This window comes from Vibrio sp. M260118 (assembly GCF_036533755.1).
In the GTDB taxonomy this organism is placed as follows: Bacteria; Pseudomonadota; Gammaproteobacteria; order Enterobacterales; family Vibrionaceae; genus Vibrio.
Window position 1 is genome coordinate 1 of the sequence record NZ_JATABG010000094.1, and the last position, 18,671, is coordinate 18,671.

Sequence of the window (18,671 nt, forward strand, 5' to 3'; positions counted from 1 at the left end):
TTTCGACCTAGCGCTTCTAGAAGAGAAAGCGAAATCGACTCTAACTCCAGTTGTTATCTCTAACATGGACGAAATCAAAGAGCTGAACAAGCTGTCTGGTTCTGTAACTGTTGGTGAAACTGCAGTTCTTAAAGTAACTAAGTAATAGCGACTTTAATCGAATCAAAAAACGCAGCCAGTGGCTGCGTTTTTTGTATCTGCAATACCCTTCATTCTTAGTATTACTTCATCCCTAAGGCGTACTTCAATACTTGCGCTTTCAATGGCCCTGCGTTTTCCGCAATTTTAAGCGCGGCATTACGCATCAACTTCAATGGCGTAATATCATTGCTAAACCCCTTATAGAAAAAGTCCATCCCAGACTGCATTAATAGGTTATCAGGGCGTCGTTTACACTCATACTGTTTCAGCACAATTTGATCTAGCTGCGATGCTCCTTTCGCCACCTCTAGCAACACTTCCACGTCCTTAAAGCCCAAGTTGACCCCTTGCCCAGCTAAAGGATTAATCGTATGAGCTGAATCACCAACAAGCACACAGCCATTGCGATAGTATGACTGAGCATGACGACGGGTAAGAGGAAAAGAACCAGACTGAAGCACCTTAATATCACCCAACTCAGCAGGGAAGTGTGTCATCACCTCTTCCTTCAACTGCTCTGGCGTCATGGAACATAACTGTTTGATTCGCTTAGGTGCGTCGTACCAGACAAGCGAGCCCTGACCGGTTCCATCTGATTGACCATCCAGAGTTGCCAAAGGTAAAAAAGAACGCGGGCCTGTAGGGGTAAACTGCTGCCACGTGATGTCTTGTTGAGGCAGTTCCGTTTCGACGTTAATAAGCATGCAATGCTGGCGATAATCCCAAGCGGTAATACCAATACCTGCCAACTGACGAACTTTAGAGTTGGCACCATCAGCGCCAACGACGAGATCAGCAGTTATGGATTGACCAGAATCGAGTACAACCTTGTTGGTTTCGCCAAATTCAATCGTGTCTAATTTATCAGGGCAAAATAGAGTGATATTTTCATGCTGCTCAAACGCTTGCCACAAGCCCAATTGAATCAGCCTATTTTCGACAATATAGCCTAACCGCTGCATGTCTAATTCATCGCAATGGAAACGAGTACGGCATTCGGGATGCTCCCAAGTCTCTAGTCGACGATAAGGGCAAACTCGCATCTGCTCGATAGTATGCCAAGCCCCTAATTGACTGAGTATTGCAACCGAGTGTTGTGAAATTGCAGAAACACGGATATCCATTGGTTGTTCAGGAGAATACGCCTTCGGTGCATATCCTTCTACCACCGCCACTTGTCTGCCTTGTTGGGCAAAACCGATCGCGGTTGCGGCTCCTACCATGCCACCACCAATAACTGCAACATCAAACTTGGTCATAACTCTTACTTCATCCTGTTAGCGTCTGTTTTTATTGTACGTTTTCATTACTAAAATGTAACCAAAAACCTCAAGCTCGATATGGGCAAATCGCTTATTCGATAACGCTTTTAATAGATTTGGTTGCAGCACTAGTCAGTAGGTTTTTAAAGCAGTACAATACGCCGCTTGCTGCCAGCAGCACCTCTAAACGGTGGGTAGGCTTGTGATAGCTATTGCGACAAGTATGCGCAGAAATAGCTAGCAAGCTAGTGATAAATATTGATTGTTCCTCAAGCGACTTGGATAGCAATAGCTATACAAGCCATCAAAATAAGGACTTGAATGATCACTTTACCTCGGCAGCAGTCTATAGATATAAAAAGTAACACTGGGCGATTTGCTCCCTTAATTTAAACTAACGATCGAGCGAAATTATGAGTAAGAAACTGCTAATTAAAACCTGGGGTTGCCAGATGAACGAATACGATTCATCAAAAATGGCTGACCTTCTCAACGCGGCTAACGGCTACGAGTTGACAGAAGATCCAAATGAGGCAGATGTATTACTTCTTAATACCTGTTCTATCCGAGAAAAAGCGCAGGAAAAGGTATTCCACCAGCTTGGTCGTTGGAAAACATTAAAAGACAAAAAAGACGGCGTGGTGATCGGCGTGGGTGGCTGTGTAGCGACTCAAGAAGGTGACCACATTCGTGAACGTGCTCCGTTTGTTGACGTAATTTTTGGCCCACAAACACTGCATCGTCTACCAGAGATGATTAAACAATCTCAATCAGACGAAGCACCTGTGATGGACATCTCTTTCCCTGAGATCGAAAAATTTGACCGCCTACCTGAGCCTCGCGCAGAAGGTGCAACGGCGTTCGTTTCTATCATGGAAGGCTGTTCTAAGTACTGTACTTACTGTGTTGTGCCATACACACGCGGTGAAGAAGTGAGCCGTCCAATGGATGACGTGCTGTTCGAAATTGCTCAGCTTGCTGAACAAGGTGTGCGTGAAGTTAACCTACTGGGTCAAAACGTAAACGCATACCGTGGTCCAACGCACGAAGGCGATATCTGCTCTTTCGCTGAACTGCTACGTCTTGTCGCTTCTATCGACGGTATCGATCGTATTCGTTTCACAACTAGCCACCCGTTAGAGTTTACTGACGACATCATCGCGGTTTACGAAGATACACCTGAACTAGTAAGCTTCCTGCACCTACCAGTACAAAGTGGTAGCGACCGCATCCTAACAATGATGAAGCGCCCGCATACGGCCATCGAGTATAAGTCGATCATCCGTAAGCTACGTAAAGCGCGTCCAGATATTCAAATCAGCTCTGACTTTATCGTTGGCTTCCCAGGTGAAACCGATATGGATCACCAAGCGACAATGAAACTGATCAAAGACGTTGATTTCGATATGAGCTTTAGCTTTATCTTCTCACCTCGTCCGGGTACGCCAGCAGCGGATTACCCTTGTGACCTGTCAGAAGAGACCAAGAAAGAGCGCCTATACGAGCTACAGCAAGTGGTTAACTCGCAAGCGATGCGTTACTCACGTCTGATGCTTGATACTGAGCAGCGTGTTTTGGTTGAAGGTCCATCGAAAAAGAATCTAATGGAGCTTCGCGCACGTACTGAGAATAACCGTGTTGTTAACTTTGAAGGTAGTGCAGACCTAATCGGTCAGTTCGTTGACGTTAAGATCACGGACGTATTCGCTAACTCTCTCCGTGGTGAGCTAGTGCGTACCGAAAAAGATATGGACCTTCGCACCGTTATCTCTCCAACGCAGATGATGGCGAAAACGAAGCGTGAAGATGAGCTAGGTGTAGCAACCTTTACACCTTAAGTTCGAAATTAGCTTGAATTTACCCGACTCTGATACCATCTTAGAGAAAGGTATATAAGGTCACTAAAAGCCCGGTCTAAATCGGGCTTTTTTGGAGTGACAAACAATGAGAGGCAACTTTGAGCAATAAAATTGTTACCCTAGAGATCAATCTAGAACCTTCAGATAACCGCCGACTAAGCAGTCTCTGCGGCCCTTTCGATGACAATATCAAACATCTAGAACGCCGTTTGGGTGTTGAAATCAGCTACCGTGGCAACTTTTTTACTATTGTCGGTAAGCCGCATACCAGCGCCGCTGCACTTGAAATCATTAAAACACTTTACGTTAATACGGCCCCTGTTCGCGGCGCAATCCCTGACGTTGAACCTGATGAAATCCATCTAGCAATCAAAGAGACAGGGGTGCTCGACCAAGACCTAGAGTCAAACATTGAACACGGCAAAGAAGTGTTTATCAAGACCAAGAAAGGTGTCATCAAGCCACGCACGCCAAATCAAGGCCAGTACTTGATGAACATGGTGACGCACGATATCAGTTTCGGTATCGGCCCTGCTGGTACAGGTAAAACCTATCTTGCAGTTGCAGCTGCTGTCGATGCGCTTGAGCGTCAAGAGATCCGCCGCATTCTGTTAACTCGTCCTGCGGTAGAAGCTGGTGAAAAACTCGGTTTCCTACCTGGCGATCTAAGTCAGAAAGTCGATCCATACCTGCGCCCACTCTATGACGCGCTATTCGAGATGCTAGGTTTCGAAAAAGTTGAAAAGCTGATTGAGCGCAACGTGATTGAAGTCGCGCCTCTGGCTTACATGCGTGGCAGAACCTTGAACGACGCCTTCATTATTCTCGATGAAAGCCAGAACACCACAGTGGAACAGATGAAGATGTTCCTCACTCGTATTGGTTTCAACTCACGTGCGGTGATCACCGGTGATATCACTCAAATAGATTTACCACGCGGTGCGAAATCTGGCCTGCGCCATGCGATTGAGGTGTTAAGCGAAGTCGACGATATCAGCTTTAACTTCTTCATGTCAGATGACGTGGTGCGTCACCCTGTGGTTGCGCGTATAGTCAACGCCTATGAGAAATGGGAAGCGAAAGCTCAGAAAGAGCGTAAAGAGTTCGAAAAGAAACGTCGTGAAGAGCGCGAAGCACAGTTGATTGAAACAGCCAAAGCTGAGCTTTCAAAGAAGGTACAAGCGGAAGCCGCCGAAGGTAAATAATGACTATTGAACTGGATCTACAACTCGCCGTTGAAGACGAAAACGGCTTGCCTAGCTTTGACGATATTCACCTCTGGTTAAGCTCTACTGTGACAAGGTTTCAACCTCAAGCAGAAGTGACGGTTCGCTTAGTCGACGAAGAAGAGAGCCACCAGCTCAACCATGACTATCGTGGTAAAGACAAACCAACCAATGTGCTCTCTTTCCCATTTGAAGCGCCTCCGGGTATTGAAATGGACCTGCTTGGCGACCTCATAATCTGCCGCCAAGTAGTAGAACGTGAAGCGGTAGAGCAAAACAAACCTCTAATGGCGCACTGGGCGCATATGGTTGTACATGGAAGCTTGCATCTGCTAGGTTATGATCATATCGAAGATGACGAAGCTGAAGAGATGGAGTCACTCGAAACAGAAATCATGCAAGGTATGGGCTTTAAAGACCCGTACATTGATGAGAAACAGTAGCGCTGAGGCAGTTTCAACTCAGCCCTACTATGTGAGCTATCACACATCTGATAGCGTTACTTAAATGAGAAACAATGAACGAAGACAATTCGCCCTCTTCTCTAGAAGGTAAGAAAGAAAAATCTGAAGGTCCGAGTAGAAAGTCCTTCTTCGGACGCCTAGGTCAACTTTTTCAAGGTGAACCCAAGGATCGCCAAGAGCTTGTGGATGTCATCCGTGACTCTGAAGAAAACGACCTGATCGACCACGACACACGCGATATGCTAGAAGGTGTTATGGAGATCTCTGAAATGCGAGTGCGTGACATCATGTTACCGCGTTCGCAAATGGTTACCGTTGATCGTAGCGACGATTTAGACGCACTGATCAACCTTATCACTGATGCACAGCACTCTCGCTACCCAGTCATCAGCGAAGATAAAGACCATGTAGAAGGTATTCTGTTAGCGAAGGACTTACTTAAATACTTAGGTTCTGGCAGCGAGCCATTTGATATCGAGCAAGTAATCCGCCCTGCGGTTGTGGTGCCTGAAAGTAAGCGTGTTGATCGCCTACTGAAAGAGTTCCGCGAAGAGCGCTATCACATGTCTATCGTAACAATACGTTTGGTACCTCCTTCAGTGATGAAGAAGTCGACACGGTAGGAGGCATGGTTATGACCGCGTTTGGTCACCTACCTTCGCGTGGCGAACTGGTTGATATTGAAAGGTATAGCTTCAAGGTAACCTCTGCCGACAACCGCAGAGTTGTGCAGCTCCAAGTGACGATTCCAGATGAAGAGCTCGTTGAAGACTCGACAGAAGAGTAACGCTAATTTCCCAACAGGGACAAAATAGAAGTAAACGATGATCAATTCACTTTTTCATCGCCTAAAACGGCCGCTCGCGGCCGTTTTTGTTGGCGCAATAACCACCCTAGCTTTCGCTCCATACCAACTATGGCCGATAGCTATTGTTAGCCCTGCTCTACTATTATTGCTTATCCACAAACAGTCGGCTAAACGCGCACTTTGGATAGGTTACGCCTGGGGGCTAGGTCAGTTTGCAACCGGTGTTAGCTGGGTTCATGTCAGTATCGATAATTTCGGTGGTATGCCTAAGGTTGCCAGTGTTTTCTTAATGGGACTACTGGTTGGTTACCTTGCCATCTACTCCGCTCTGTTTACTTGGAGTATCAATCGCTTCTTCCCCAATGCCACACGCTCTAGGTTTATGCTGGCTGCGCCTGCGCTATGGCTAATATGTGATTGGCTGCGCGGCTGGGTAATGACCGGCTTCCCTTGGCTCTGGCTAGGTTATAGCCAAATAGATAGCCCTCTAGGTAACTTTGCTCCACTCGGTGGTGTCGAGTTGATCACCTTGCTACTAATCATCAGTGCAGGCGCAATAGTTTATTCTGGCTTAAAGCGCCAATGGTTAGTTTTGTTAGTTCCGGCTGTCATTTTCATGACTAGCTTTGGCTTAAAATCCGCCCAATGGGTTACGCCAAACCCAGACCAAGTCACCAAGGTCGCGTTGATTCAAGGTAATATCCCTCAAGAATTGAAGTGGAAGCCAAGTGAGCGTTGGCCAACCATCATGAAGTACACTGACCTTACTCGAGAAAACTGGGATGCGGATATCATCATTTGGCCTGAAGCAGCAGTCCCAGCACTAGAGTACGAAATCTCGTCTTTTCTCACTAACCTCGACTCTGCCGCGCGCATGAACAACAGCGCGGTGATAACTGGAATCGTAAATCAGGGCGAAAACAAGAAGTTCTACAACAGCATTCTAACTCTCGGAATCAGCACGTATGGCGAGTATCGCTATGACATGAATCAGCGCTACCACAAACACCACCTGCTTCCATTTGGTGAATTTGTTCCATTTGAAGAGTTCTTGCGCCCTATTGCTCCATTCTTCAATTTGCCGATGTCATCATTTAGCCGTGGCGACTATATTCAGCCTAATGTCGATGCTAACGGTACTCAGATGGCGCCTGCACTTTGCTACGAAATCATCTTTAACGAGCAAGTTAGACAAAACCTTACCGAGGACACTGACTTTATCCTCACCCTATCCAATGATGCTTGGTTTGGACACTCCATTGGCCCGTTGCAACATATGGAGATCGCCCGTATGCGCGCTCTTGAGCTTGGCAAGCCTGTAATTCGCGCCACCAACAATGGGGTAACCGCAGTCACAGATCACAAAGGCCGTATCATTGCACAGGTACCACAATTCCAAACCGCCGTTTTACGTGCAGAGGTACCAGCGACATCAGGTGAAACGCCTTATCGCCACCTAGGCTCATGGCCTCTGTATGTATGGGTTGTGTTAAGTTTGGTGATTGGTTGGAGAATAAGAAACGAGTAGCGAGTAAATTGAGAGGGTTGGCATATTTCGTCAACCCTCTTTAGTTTGAGTCAATTGATTCGTCATCCTCAAGAGCGAGGGACGAGCGAGTTGGGGATCTCATGAAGCTAGTCAAATCGCGAAAAGATTCCGTACTCGCGTCTTGCTCTACGGCTTAAGTGGCTTTCGACTGAATCCTTTGCACCCACAGTGGGTACATGGGATGATTACCGTTGGATGGTTGTACTGAGTTTTGTGACCACACTCATCGCAAACCAATATACCTAAACCAATCACTTCACCGGCTTGGTAAAGCCCTTGGTGTTCTAGGTCTTGGAACAACTCAACCCACTCAACCTTAGTACGATCGGTAATATCAAGTAGCCCCTGCCAGATAGAGTCGGTAACCATCAAATAAAACGGTCCACCTTTAGAATCTTCGTAACTGTCAGCGAACTCTTTCAAATCCGATTTAACATACGCAGAAACCAAGGCCATTTCATCTTTAGTCAGATCATTAGCGGCTTGGGCAACTTTTCCCGAGGTTTCAATAACATTATTCACCTCATCAGGACTATGCTTGAGTGTTTCAACTACATCTTCAAGCATCTCTTCATAACCAGCTTTTCTTTTTGGCATAGCCCCTCCTCAAGATTACTTACTGCTTTGTATCCCCTAAATAATTGGAGTTGCACCTAAGCAACAAGTTAATTGACGGGGATAGCTATTGTTGTACCTCGTTCCTTTAGGTATTCTATGACGATCTATTAAAGTCTGTTCTAACCGAACTCACAAATTCCAAGATAACCGGACATCATCGATGCAAGAACAATACAACCCGCAAGATATTGAACAGAAAGTTCAACAGCACTGGGACAGCAACAACACCTTTGTTGTAAGTGAAGACCCAAATAAAGAAAAATTCTACTGTCTATCCATGTTCCCTTACCCAAGTGGTCGACTGCACATGGGTCACGTGCGTAACTACACTATCGGTGATGTAGTCTCTCGTTTCCAGCGCCTGCAAGGTAAAAACGTAATGCAACCAATCGGTTGGGATGCATTCGGTCTGCCTGCAGAAAACGCAGCGGTGAAAAACAACACGGCACCTGCGCCTTGGACATACGAAAACATCGAATACATGAAGAACCAGCTTAAACTGCTGGGTTTCGGCTACGACTGGAACCGCGAGTTCGCAACCTGTACACCTGAGTACTACCGTTGGGAACAAGAGTTCTTCACTAAGCTTTATCAAAAAGGCCTAGTTTACAAGAAGACCTCTTCTGTTAACTGGTGTCCAAACGACCAAACTGTTCTAGCAAACGAGCAGGTTGAAGATGGCTGCTGCTGGCGTTGTGACACGCCTGTAGAGCAAAAAGAGATCCCGCAGTGGTTCATCAAAATCACTGAATACGCTCAAGAGCTTCTAGATGACCTAGACAACCTTGACGGCTGGCCTGAAATGGTTAAGACCATGCAGCGCAACTGGATTGGTCGCTCTGAAGGCGTCGAGCTCAAGTTCGAAGTGAAAGGCCAAGCGGACCTAGAGGTTTACACCACTCGCCCTGATACGCTAATGGGCGTCACTTACGTAGGTATCGCGGCAGGTCACCCTCTAGCGACAATCGCAGCTGAGAACAACCCTGAGCTTGCTGAGTTCATCGAAGAGTGTAAAAACAACAAAGTTGCTGAAGCTGAGCTAGCGACAATGGAGAAGAAAGGTATGGCAACTGGCCTTACTGCGATTCACCCATTGAACGGCCGTGAAGTGCCAGTTTACGTCGCTAACTTTGTACTGATGGACTACGGTACAGGCGCTGTAATGGCAGTACCTGCTCACGACCAGCGTGACTACGAGTTCGCGACTAAGTATGGTCTAGACATTGTGCCAGTGATCAAGCCACAAGATGGTTCAGAGCTAGACGTTTCTGAAGCAGCTTACACTGAAAAAGGTGTCCTGTTCGATTCAGGTGAATTCGACGGCCTTGAGTTCCAAGCAGCGTTCGATGCCATTGCAGCCAAGTTAGAAGCTGAAGGTAAAGGTACTAAGACTGTAAACTTCCGTCTACGTGACTGGGGTGTATCTCGTCAGCGTTACTGGGGCGCGCCAATCCCAATGGTAACCACTGAAGACGGTGAAGTTCACCCAGTGCCAGCGGACCAGTTGCCTGTAGTGCTTCCTGAAGACGTGGTAATGGATGGCGTAACTAGCCCAATCAAAGCCGACAAAGAGTGGGCGAAGACGACGTTCAATGGCGAGCCAGCTCTACGTGAAACTGATACGTTCGATACCTTCATGGAATCTTCTTGGTACTATGCTCGCTACTGTTCACCACAAGCGGACGATATCCTAGATCCAGAAAAAGCAAACTACTGGCTACCAGTAGACCAGTATGTCGGTGGTATCGAGCACGCTTGTATGCACCTACTGTACTCTCGCTTTTTCCACAAACTGCTACGTGATGCGGGCTACGTCACTTCTGACGAACCGTTCAAGCAGCTACTGTGTCAAGGCATGGTACTGGCAGATGCGTTCTACTTCGAGAACGAAAAAGGCGGCAAAGAGTGGATTGCTCCGACTGACGTAGCTGTTGAGCGTGACGGTAAAGGTCGTATCGTGTCTGCTAAAGACAACGAAGGCCGTGATGTTGAGCACTCAGGCATGATCAAAATGTCGAAGTCAAAGAACAACGGTATCGACCCACAAGAGATGGTAGACAAGTACGGTGCAGACACAGTACGTCTATTTATGATGTTTGCATCACCTGCAGACATGACCCTTGAGTGGCAAGAGTCTGGCGTAGAAGGTGCAAACCGCTTCCTGAAACGTGTTTGGAAACTAGTGAAAGAGCACGCATCAAAAGGTGAAGCAGTTGCAGTAGACGCAGCAGCACTATCTAGCGACCAAAAAGCGCTACGCCGTGACGTTCACAAGACTATCGCTAAGGTAACGGATGATGTTGCGCGTCGCCAAACGTTCAACACCGCTATCGCTGCAATCATGGAACTAATGAACAAGCTAGCGAAAGCACCTCAAGAGTCTGAGCAAGATCGTGCAATCCTTGACGAAGCACTGAAAGCTGTTGTTGTGATGCTTTACCCAATCACTCCGCATATCTCTTACGAGATGTGGGCAGGTCTTGGTCAAGCGGATATCGACAACGCGGCTTGGCCTACGCATGATGAAAAAGCACTGGTTGAAGACGAGAAGCTAATCATCGTTCAGGTCAACGGCAAGCTACGTGCGAAGCTAACAGTACCAGCAGACATCTCTAAAGAAGAGATCGAAAAGCTAGGTCTAAACGATGAGAACGTTACTAAGTTCACAGAAGACAAAACTGTACGCAAAGTTATCTACGTACCAGGTAAACTTCTGAACATTGTTGCAAACTAACAAAGTGTAGCGAACTAATCTTCGCTAGCTTAGTCATAAGCAGGGTAGCTTATTACCCTGCTTATACTTATCTTAGAGCTTTACTTTCCATCGCAGAAAATAGAGTCCTAAGATAAGTATTCCAATAATCGAGAGCCCTAAATCCATGTTTCGTAGAGCATCGCGCCTTATTTCATCATCCTCTGTAAAACTCACTAGTGTGATTTTAATGGCAAGCCTATTGTCTGCTTGTGGTTTCCACCTACGCGGTGACTACTCGGTTCCTGAAGAGTTAGAAACCATGTCGCTCACCAGTTACGACCAATACAGCAGCTTCACTCGCATGATGAAGGGGCAGTTGCGTATGAGTGAAATCAAAGTCGTGCCACCAGCAGCAAACACACCAAACCTGCACCTGCTTAGCGAAGGCGTTGGTGAGCGCACACTATCTCTCTACCAAAACACTCGTGCGGCAGAAAAAGAGCTAACCTTTAGAGCTTCTTACCGCGTGACGGTTCCTGAACTAGGCTCAAAGACCTTCTCGACTAGCGTCACTCGTAGTTACCTAGATAACCCGTTAACGGCTCTCGCAAAGTCTGTTGAGCGCGACATGATTGAAGACGAAATGCGTAAGCTCGCCGCATCACAAATCATTCGTCAAATGGCACGTTTGAAAGCTGATATCGAAGCCAATGAACTACTTGAAGCAGAACAAGAAGCAACACTAAGAGTTGAAGAAGAGCAGTACCGTGTGAAGACTTTCTACGCAGAAGATGCGCAAGGTAATGTCACTTCAGAAGTGCCAGCAAACTAATCATTATGCGAATTTTCGCCGACCGTCTAGTGGAGCAGTTGTCTAAACAGCTCCACTCAATCTATCTTATTTTCGGCAACGAGCCACTCTTAATCCAAGAATCTCGTCAAGCCATTCAAAAAGCTGCTCGCACACAAGGTTTTGAAGAGCGTCACCGCTTTGCAGTCGATGCATCCCTTGACTGGAATTCGGTCTATGACTGTTGCCAAGCAATGAGCTTATTCTCATCGCGTCAAGTCATAGAGCTAGAGTTACCTGAGTCTGGCGTCAACACAGCGATAGCCAAAGAGCTAGTCGCAGTATCTGAGCTGGTGCATAGCGATATTTTGCTCGTTGTCATAGGCAGTAAACTGACCAAAGCCCAAGAAAATGCCAAATGGTTTAAATCCCTATCGAGCCAAGGCTGCTGGGTCAACTGCTTAACACCAGATATACAAAGGCTGCCTCAGTTTGTCCAAACTCGATGCCGAGCGCTCAATCTCAAACCTGATCAAGAAGCGGTACAAATGCTGGCTCAATGGCACGAAGGGAACCTATTCGCGTTAACACAGAGCCTTGAAAAGTTGGCACTACTCTACCCTGATGGTGTACTGAACCTAGTTCGATTAGAAGAGTCGTTAAGTCGTCATAATCATTTTACCGCTTTCCATTGGGTTGATGCTCTACTCGCGGGTAAAGCGAAGCGCTCACAGCGGATCTTGCGTCAGTTAGAAGTGGAAGGTGTAGAAGCCATCATACTGATTCGCACCATACAGAAAGAGCTCACTCAACTGCTCAATATGGCGAATCAAGTTAAGACTCAACCGATTGGACAGGTGTTTGAAAGCTATCGAGTTTGGCAAAATAAACGCCCTCTATACTCCGCAGCTCTCAATCGCTTGCAACCAAACAAGATTACTCAGCTACTTCAACTGCTTGCTAAGATAGAGCTGATGGTAAAAACCCAGTATGAGCAATCCAGTTGGCCACTATTACATCAGTTAAGTGCCGAGTGCTGCTTACCGCAAGTGAAGCTATAGAAAGCGTGCTATACTTCGCCGCCGCAATTGAAATAACCTGTGTGAAAGCACAACACTAACGAGGACAACACCTTGCAACTTGAAGAGTTAAACGACTTCCTTGCTGACAAAGCAGATGATATGAAAGCACAAGACATCAAGACTATCGATGTTCAAGGTAAATCTAGCATTACCGACTTCATGATTGTTTGTACTGGTACATCAAAGCGTCATGTTGTTTCTATCGCTGAGCACGTTGCAAAAGAGTCAAAACTTGCTGGCATCGAGCCACTAGGCGTTGATGGTGAAGCTGAAGGCGAGTGGGTCGTAGTGGATATGGGCAGCACTATCGTTCACGTTATGCAAGAAGAGCATCGCGAGCTATACCAACTAGAGAAGCTTTGGAGCTAATTGATGAAGATACAGTTAGTGGCCGTTGGCACCAAAATGCCGAAGTGGGTTGAAGAGGGCTTTCAAGAGTATCGCCGTCGCTTCCCACATGACATGCCGCTTGAACTTGTAGAAATAACCGCCGGAAAACGCGGAAAAAATGCCGATATTGCAAGAATTCTGCAAAAAGAAGGCGAAGCTATGCTTGCTGCCGTGCCAAAAGGCAACCGAATTGTTACTCTCGACATTCCCGGCAAAAAATGGGATACCCCACAATTGGCCGAGCAACTAGAGAGCTGGAAACTCGACGGAAGAGACGTGTCGATTCTAATTGGCGGCCCCGAAGGTTTAGCCCCGGCTTGCAAAGCGGCAGCGGATCAGAGCTGGTCTCTTTCTGCACTGACTCTGCCTCATCCATTGGTACGCATTGTCATGGCTGAGAGCTTATATCGAGCGTGGAGCATTACCGCGAACCACCCATACCACCGAGAATAACGATTCATGTTAAGGAAGCGTACCCAGATAAGGGACTACCATGAAGAAGCGCGACTATTTAGAAGTCGCGCTATTGTTGCTTTCGTCGGAATTATTGCTTTGGTTGGCGTACTTATCACCAACTTGTATAACATTCAGATCAATCAGTACCAAGATTACAAAACACGCTCCAATGACAACCGTATTAAAGTAGTGCCAATCGCACCCAACCGCGGTTTAATCTATGATCGAAATGGTAAGTTACTCGCTGAAAACCAACCTGTTTTTAGTCTCGAACTCACACCCGAAAAAATTAAGGATATGGACGACACTATTCGTCGTCTGCAACAGATCCTGACCATCACTCCCGAGCAAATTGAGCGGTTCCAGCGTGAACGTCGCCAAACTCGTCGCTTTAAATCCGTGCCGATCTTGACTCAGCTGACTCAAGAACAAACCGCTAAGTTTTCAGTACACCAACATAAATTCCCAGGTGTGTCCATTAATGCGGCTCTGAAGCGAAACTACCCATATGGTGAAGTGCTCACCCATGTTATTGGCTACGTTTCTCGCATTAATGATCGTGACGTTCAGCGCTTGGTGCGTGAAGGTAAAGATGCCAACTATCAAGCAACTCGAGACATAGGTAAACTCGGCATCGAGCGCTACTACGAAGACATGCTACACGGCACCGCTGGTTACCAAGAGGTTGAAGTAAACAGCCGTGGTCGTGTCATTCGCACTCTAAAATACGTGCCACCGGTTCCGGGGAAAGATATCGTCCTGAACCTTGATATCGATCTTCAACTTTACATCCACAAACTGCTCGATGATCGCCGCGGAAGTGCTGTCGTTTTAGACCCTTCAGATAACGGCGTTCTAGCTATGGTCTCTAGTCCAAGCTACGACCCAAACGCGTTCGTCCATGGTATTTCTGGGAAGGCTTACCGCGCATTACTCAATGACAAAAACCGTCCGTTGGTAAACCGAGCAACACTAGGTATTTACCCACCCGCATCAACCATCAAGCCATTTATGGCGGTCGCCGCACTGCAAGAGGGAGTCATTACCCCTTACACCACTCGCAATGACCCAGGTTACTGGAAAATTCCTAACTCCAAAACGCGTCCGTTTCGTGACTGGCTTGCATGGGGACATGGCAAAGTCGATATCGTTAAATCAATTGAAGAGTCGGTTGATACCTTCTTCTATCAAGTAGCTTACGACATGGGTATCGATCGCATTTCAAGCTGGATGATGATGTTTGGCTTCGGTGATTACACCGGCATCGACATTCATGAAGAGAGCAAAGCCAATATGCCGACACGTGAATGGAAGATGGTTAGACACAGAACGCCTTGGTATCAAGGTGACACCATCCCTGTTGGTATTGGGCAAGGTTACTGGACGGCGACACCAATGCAGATTGCCAAAGCAACCTCGGTGCTCGTTCATCGCGGTGAAGTGATTGCACCACACCTATTGCGAGCGACGATCAACAACGGTGAAGAGTTTGATACCCGTGAGCTATCTGATATCGAGACTTATCCACCCATTACTGGTGTCAAAGATCGTTTCTGGGATATGGCAATCGAAGGTATGCGCTTGGTAAACCATGGTAAGAAAGGTACCGCCCGTCGCGCCTTCACTAATACCAAATATGTCAGTGGCGGTAAGTCAGGAACCGCACAGGTATTCGGATTAGGTGAGGACGAAGAGTACAACGCCGATGAGATTGCCGAGCACTTACGCGACCACGCCCTGTTTACTGGTTTTGCGCCTATTGATGACCCTGAACTGATTGTGACCATAGTACTGGAAAACGCCGGTGGTGGTTCTTCTCAGGGTGGCCCGGTGGTCAGAAGAATTTTTGATCACGTTCTAATTGATAAAAAGGAGGCGAAATAGTCATGGATTTGAACCCAGCAACTGGTCAAAACCGCGCCTTTTTTGAGCGTTTCCATCTTGACCTACCACTGCTATTAGGAATTCTAGTGCTAATGGCATTTGGTCTGGTGGTGATGTACAGCGCTAGCGGCCAAAGCATTGCCATGATGGACAGACAAGCGATGCGCATGGGGCTCTCCTTAGGCGTAATGTTACTTCTGGCGCAAATTCCTCCGCGTACCTATGAATCCTTAGCACCACTGATGTTCGTTGGTGGTGTGATACTGCTACTTGGCGTGCTATTTTTCGGCGAAGCGTCGAAAGGGGCTCAGCGCTGGCTTAACCTAGGTTTCGTCCGCTTCCAGCCTTCAGAACTACTTAAGCTTGCCGTGCCACTCATGGTAGCTCGCTACATAGGTAAACGACCACTACCACCGACCTTCCAAACACTGGTAATGTCGTTGGTGATGGTTTTTGTCCCTACCATTTTAATTGCCAAACAGCCTGATTTAGGAACATCTATCCTAATTGCCGCTTCGGGGATCTTTGTTATCTTTCTCGCTGGCATTAGCTGGAGAATCATCATCGCCGCTGGATTGGCTTTGGGAGGATTCCTGCCAATCCTATGGTTCTTCTTGATGCGTGAGTATCAAAAAGTTCGTGTAAGAACCCTGTTCAACCCAGAGTCAGATCCACTAGGTGCGGTTTGTCTATGTGTTTGTAAATATTGGCATGGTAAGTGGTATTTTACCTGTGGTTGGCGTTCCATTGCCGCTAATCAGCTATGGTGGAACATCCATGGTGACACTCATGGCAGGCTTTGGCATCTTGATGTCGATCCATACTCATAGAAAAGCGTTCTCTAAGGCAATTTAAATGATAACCAAGCGATTAATACTCACTATTGCGGCAACGAGTCTTGTCCTTGTGGGTTGTTCTTCTTCACCGTCAAAACGTTACTCGATTGATGATGACATTGCCCCTGATGCGCCAATCAGTATCGATCATATCGAAGATGCAACGCCGATGTATGAACCCTATAGCCTAGGTGGTAACAGTAACTACACCTTACGTGGTAATGATTACACCATTATCAAGCAGCCTGAGGGGTTCAAACAGCAAGGTATTGCCTCTTGGTATGGTAAAAAATTCCATGGCCACTTGACCTCTAATGGCGAAATCTACGACATGTACTCGATGTCAGCCGCTCACAAAGAGCTGCCAATCCCGAGCTACGTCAAAGTGACCAATAAAGATAACGGTAAAACAGCGATTGTGCGCGTCAATGACCGAGGCCCTTTCCACGAGGGACGCGTCATCGATTTAAGCTACGCCGCTGCGTTAAAGCTTGACGTCATTCGCACCGGTACAGCCAACGTCGTAATTGAGGTCATTACCGTAGACAAGCCAACGCAAGCTCATAAACAGCAAGCGTTGCCAAAGTTTGTTATTCAAGTTGCGTCATCACAACATCAAGATCGAGTTGAAACTTTGGCGCAAAACCTCAGTCAAACTCTATCAGTTAACAGTTATGTCAGCTCTCAAGACAAACTTCACCGAGTATTCTTAGGCCCTTTTGACGACTATATGCTCAGTCAAAAAGCACTAGAACAAGTGAAAGATCTGGGTTATACCAGTGCTTTCATAAAATCCCAGTAGTCCTCAATCCAGTGCCGTTTAATACCTGCACTGGCTTGGGCGATTGAATCTGTTAAGATATGGACAGTAAACGATAATTCTGTAGTCACTATGAAAAAATCAACGTTATTAAAATCCGCTTTTGCGTCTTCAATTGCACTTTCAGCAAGTTTCGCATTCGCATCCCCTATCGTAGTCCCAGACGCCCCTCAAATCGCAGCAAAAGGCTACGTTTTGATGGATTACCATTCCGGTAAGGTGCTTGCTGAGAAAGAGATGAACACCAAACTGTCTCCAGCTAGCTTAACTAAGATGATGACAAGTTACGTTATCGGTCAAGAGTTGGAGCGCGGCAACATCTCTCTTCAAGACGATGTGACTATTAGTAAAAATGCATGGGCGAAGAACTTCCCAGACTCGTCAAAAATGTTCATTGAAGTGGGCACAACGGTAAAAGTTGAAGACCTAAACCGCGGTATCATCATTCAATCAGGTAATGATGCGTGTGTGGCAATGGCCGAACACATTGCAGGTTCAGAAGATGCGTTTGTCGATCTGATGAATGCTTGGGCTGACACGATTGGCATGAAAGACACCCACTTTGCTAACGTACACGGTCTAGACAACTCTAACCTATACTCAACGCCTTACGATATGGCCCTACTTGGTAGCGCGCTTATCCGTGACGTGCCTGAAGAGTACCGTATCTATTCAGAGAAGAAGTTCACCTACAACGGCATTACCCAATACAACCGTAACGGTCTGCTTTGGGACAAGAGCATGAACGTTGACGGTATCAAAACTGGCCACACGAGCAATGCGGGTTACAGCCTAGTAAGCTCAGCAACAGAAGGTCAGATGCGCTTAGTAGCTGTTGTCATGGGTACCAAAAATGCCAATGCACGTAAGTCAGAAAGTAAAAAGCTACTCAGCTACGGCTTCCGCTTCTTCGAAACTGTTGCACCTCATAAAGCAGGTGAAACATTCGTCGAAGAGAAAATCTGGATGGGCAACAAAGACATGGTTGCTCTGGGCCTAGACCAAGACACCTACGTTACGCTTCCTCGTGGTCAAGCCAAGAACCTTAAGGCGAGCTTTATCCTTGAAAAAGAGCTAGAAGCCCCAATTATGAAAGGTGACGTAGTTGGTAAGCTATACTATCAGCTAGAAGGTGAAGATATTGCCGAGTACCCACTTCTTGCGCTTGAAGACGTAGAAGAAGGCAGCCTATTCAGCCGCCTATGGGATTACATTGTGATGCTTTTCAAAAGCTTCCTGTAATTTCGGTATTTAGCTTATCAAAAGCCGCCTTGTGCGGCTTTTTTAATTTGTAATGAACATTTCAGCCGAAAACAGTGACGCCTTGAGATCCTTTCCAATAGGCAGTACTATTCCGCGCTGAAAATATCGACTTTCAACTTGGAGTTTCCACATGCTGAACATCAACTCAGACGCAAAACTTAAAGACCTGCTTGAGTTCCCTTGTTCTTTTACTTACAAGGTAATGGGCTACGCTAAGCCTGAACTACCAGAAAAGGTTCTAGAAGTTATTCAACGCCATGCTCCAGGTGATTACAGCCCAACGGTTAAGCCGAGCGCCAAAGGTAACTATCACTCAGTGTCAGTCAATATCACTGCTACCTCTATCGAACAGGTTGAAACACTGTACAAAGAGCTGGGTGAAATCGACATTGTGCGCATGGTTCTATAACAATTTTTGAAAATTTAAATTTTTTTTGAAAGCAGCGAAAGCTGCTTTCTTTTTATATATCAGACAGATATAAACACTAGAATAATCGATGAGTTAAAAATGTGTTACTGGTATATAGT

The 18,671-nt window shown here is 46.6% G+C and carries 15 protein-coding genes and 3 pseudogenes; 16 read left to right on the plus strand and 2 right to left on the minus strand.

Annotated elements, in window-relative coordinates:
- A pseudogene (locus QTO00_RS07895) lies at window positions 1-145 on the plus strand (PTS glucose transporter subunit IIA); the annotation flags it as partial.
- A 76-nt stretch (window positions 146-221) separates the two neighbouring features.
- On the opposite strand, the gene QTO00_RS07900 reads toward QTO00_RS07895, so the two are convergent.
- Complete coding sequence (locus tag QTO00_RS07900) at window positions 222-1,400, minus strand: 2-octaprenyl-3-methyl-6-methoxy-1,4-benzoquinol hydroxylase (protein ID WP_331424117.1); 1,179 nt, start codon at window positions 1,398-1,400, stop codon at window positions 222-224.
- Between the two features lie 416 nt (window positions 1,401-1,816).
- Between QTO00_RS07900 and miaB the strand changes: the two genes are divergently transcribed.
- The 5 genes and pseudogenes from miaB to lnt all read left to right on the plus strand — a co-directional run bounded on the left by miaB (window position 1,817) and on the right by lnt (window position 7,288).
- The gene (gene miaB / locus QTO00_RS07905; RefSeq protein ID WP_038203306.1) at window positions 1,817-3,241 is read left to right on the plus strand and encodes a tRNA (N6-isopentenyl adenosine(37)-C2)-methylthiotransferase MiaB; all 1,425 of its coding nucleotides are present in this window, start codon (window positions 1,817-1,819) and stop codon (window positions 3,239-3,241) included.
- 119 nt (window positions 3,242-3,360) lie between these two features.
- Window positions 3,361-4,467 carry a PhoH family protein gene (locus tag QTO00_RS07910; RefSeq protein WP_331424118.1) on the plus strand — a complete coding sequence of 369 codons (1,107 nt, stop codon included), beginning with the start codon at window positions 3,361-3,363 and terminating at the stop codon, window positions 4,465-4,467.
- Window positions 4,467-4,931 carry an rRNA maturation RNase YbeY gene (gene ybeY / locus QTO00_RS07915; protein WP_331424120.1) on the plus strand — a complete coding sequence of 155 codons (465 nt, stop codon included), beginning with the start codon at window positions 4,467-4,469 and terminating at the stop codon, window positions 4,929-4,931. The genes QTO00_RS07910 and ybeY overlap by 1 nt, the downstream gene beginning before the upstream one ends.
- A gap of 74 nt (window positions 4,932-5,005) precedes the next feature.
- Window positions 5,006-5,739: pseudogene (locus QTO00_RS07920) on the plus strand (HlyC/CorC family transporter).
- 37 nt (window positions 5,740-5,776) lie between these two features.
- Window positions 5,777-7,288 (plus strand): apolipoprotein N-acyltransferase, encoded by a 1,512-nt coding sequence (gene lnt / locus QTO00_RS07925; protein ID WP_331424121.1) that lies wholly within the window; start codon window positions 5,777-5,779, stop codon window positions 7,286-7,288.
- 147 nt (window positions 7,289-7,435) lie between these two features.
- Here the strand turns inward: lnt and QTO00_RS07930 are convergent, their stop codons facing one another.
- A complete protein-coding gene (locus QTO00_RS07930) occupies window positions 7,436-7,906 on the minus strand; it encodes a zinc ribbon-containing protein (protein ID WP_331424122.1) in 471 nt (156 codons plus the stop codon).
- A gap of 181 nt (window positions 7,907-8,087) precedes the next feature.
- Between QTO00_RS07930 and leuS the strand changes: the two genes are divergently transcribed.
- The 10 genes and pseudogenes from leuS (at window position 8,088) to ybeD (ending at window position 18,552) form a co-directional block, all read left to right on the plus strand.
- Window positions 8,088-10,661, plus strand: a complete 2,574-nt coding sequence (gene leuS / locus QTO00_RS07935; RefSeq protein ID WP_331424123.1) for a leucine--tRNA ligase — start codon at window positions 8,088-8,090, stop codon at window positions 10,659-10,661.
- A 145-nt stretch (window positions 10,662-10,806) separates the two neighbouring features.
- The gene (locus QTO00_RS07940; protein WP_331424125.1) at window positions 10,807-11,454 is read left to right on the plus strand and encodes an LPS-assembly lipoprotein LptE; all 648 of its coding nucleotides are present in this window, start codon (window positions 10,807-10,809) and stop codon (window positions 11,452-11,454) included.
- 5 nt (window positions 11,455-11,459) lie between these two features.
- Window positions 11,460-12,473 carry a DNA polymerase III subunit delta gene (gene holA / locus QTO00_RS07945; protein WP_331424127.1) on the plus strand — a complete coding sequence of 338 codons (1,014 nt, stop codon included), beginning with the start codon at window positions 11,460-11,462 and terminating at the stop codon, window positions 12,471-12,473.
- Between the two features lie 72 nt (window positions 12,474-12,545).
- Window positions 12,546-12,863, plus strand: coding sequence for a ribosome silencing factor (gene rsfS / locus QTO00_RS07950; RefSeq protein ID WP_331424129.1), 318 nt, complete (start codon window positions 12,546-12,548; stop codon window positions 12,861-12,863).
- A 3-nt stretch (window positions 12,864-12,866) separates the two neighbouring features.
- On the plus strand, window positions 12,867-13,337 hold the full coding sequence (gene rlmH / locus QTO00_RS07955; protein ID WP_331424130.1) for a 23S rRNA (pseudouridine(1915)-N(3))-methyltransferase RlmH: 471 nt from the start codon (window positions 12,867-12,869) through the stop codon (window positions 13,335-13,337).
- Between the two features lie 6 nt (window positions 13,338-13,343).
- Entirely contained in the window at window positions 13,344-15,224 is a 1,881-nt protein-coding gene (gene mrdA, locus QTO00_RS07960; protein WP_331424131.1) for a penicillin-binding protein 2, read from the plus strand.
- A gap of 2 nt (window positions 15,225-15,226) precedes the next feature.
- Window positions 15,227-16,079 (plus strand): annotated as a pseudogene (locus QTO00_RS07965) (FtsW/RodA/SpoVE family cell cycle protein).
- The gene (locus QTO00_RS07970; RefSeq protein ID WP_331424132.1) at window positions 16,080-16,862 is read left to right on the plus strand and encodes a septal ring lytic transglycosylase RlpA family protein; all 783 of its coding nucleotides are present in this window, start codon (window positions 16,080-16,082) and stop codon (window positions 16,860-16,862) included.
- A 90-nt stretch (window positions 16,863-16,952) separates the two neighbouring features.
- On the plus strand, window positions 16,953-18,122 hold the full coding sequence (locus QTO00_RS07975; protein ID WP_331424133.1) for a serine hydrolase: 1,170 nt from the start codon (window positions 16,953-16,955) through the stop codon (window positions 18,120-18,122).
- 151 nt (window positions 18,123-18,273) lie between these two features.
- On the plus strand, window positions 18,274-18,552 hold the full coding sequence (gene ybeD / locus QTO00_RS07980; RefSeq protein ID WP_004415161.1) for a DUF493 family protein YbeD: 279 nt from the start codon (window positions 18,274-18,276) through the stop codon (window positions 18,550-18,552).
- Window positions 18,553-18,671 lie beyond the last annotated feature (119 nt).

What these genes read in the sequence shown, in the direction of transcription:
- ybeY (WP_331424120.1), top strand. Translation starts at nt 4,467, where the DNA reads ATGACTATTGAACTGGATCTACAACTCGCCGTTGAAGACGAAAACGGC.
- lnt (WP_331424121.1), top strand. Translation starts at nt 5,777, where the DNA reads ATGATCAATTCACTTTTTCATCGCCTAAAACGGCCGCTCGCGGCCGTT.
- QTO00_RS07970 (WP_331424132.1), top strand. Translation starts at nt 16,080, where the DNA reads ATGATAACCAAGCGATTAATACTCACTATTGCGGCAACGAGTCTTGTC.
- miaB (WP_038203306.1), top strand. Translation starts at nt 1,817, where the DNA reads ATGAGTAAGAAACTGCTAATTAAAACCTGGGGTTGCCAGATGAACGAA.
- holA (WP_331424127.1), top strand. Translation starts at nt 11,460, where the DNA reads ATGCGAATTTTCGCCGACCGTCTAGTGGAGCAGTTGTCTAAACAGCTC.
- leuS (WP_331424123.1), top strand. Translation starts at nt 8,088, where the DNA reads ATGCAAGAACAATACAACCCGCAAGATATTGAACAGAAAGTTCAACAG.
- rlmH (WP_331424130.1), top strand. Translation starts at nt 12,867, where the DNA reads ATGAAGATACAGTTAGTGGCCGTTGGCACCAAAATGCCGAAGTGGGTT.
- QTO00_RS07975 (WP_331424133.1), top strand. Translation starts at nt 16,953, where the DNA reads ATGAAAAAATCAACGTTATTAAAATCCGCTTTTGCGTCTTCAATTGCA.
- QTO00_RS07900 (WP_331424117.1), bottom strand. Translation starts at nt 1,400, where the DNA reads ATGACCAAGTTTGATGTTGCAGTTATTGGTGGTGGCATGGTAGGAGCC.
- mrdA (WP_331424131.1), top strand. Translation starts at nt 13,344, where the DNA reads ATGTTAAGGAAGCGTACCCAGATAAGGGACTACCATGAAGAAGCGCGA.
- QTO00_RS07930 (WP_331424122.1), bottom strand. Translation starts at nt 7,906, where the DNA reads ATGCCAAAAAGAAAAGCTGGTTATGAAGAGATGCTTGAAGATGTAGTT.
- QTO00_RS07940 (WP_331424125.1), top strand. Translation starts at nt 10,807, where the DNA reads ATGTTTCGTAGAGCATCGCGCCTTATTTCATCATCCTCTGTAAAACTC.
- ybeD (WP_004415161.1), top strand. Translation starts at nt 18,274, where the DNA reads ATGCTGAACATCAACTCAGACGCAAAACTTAAAGACCTGCTTGAGTTC.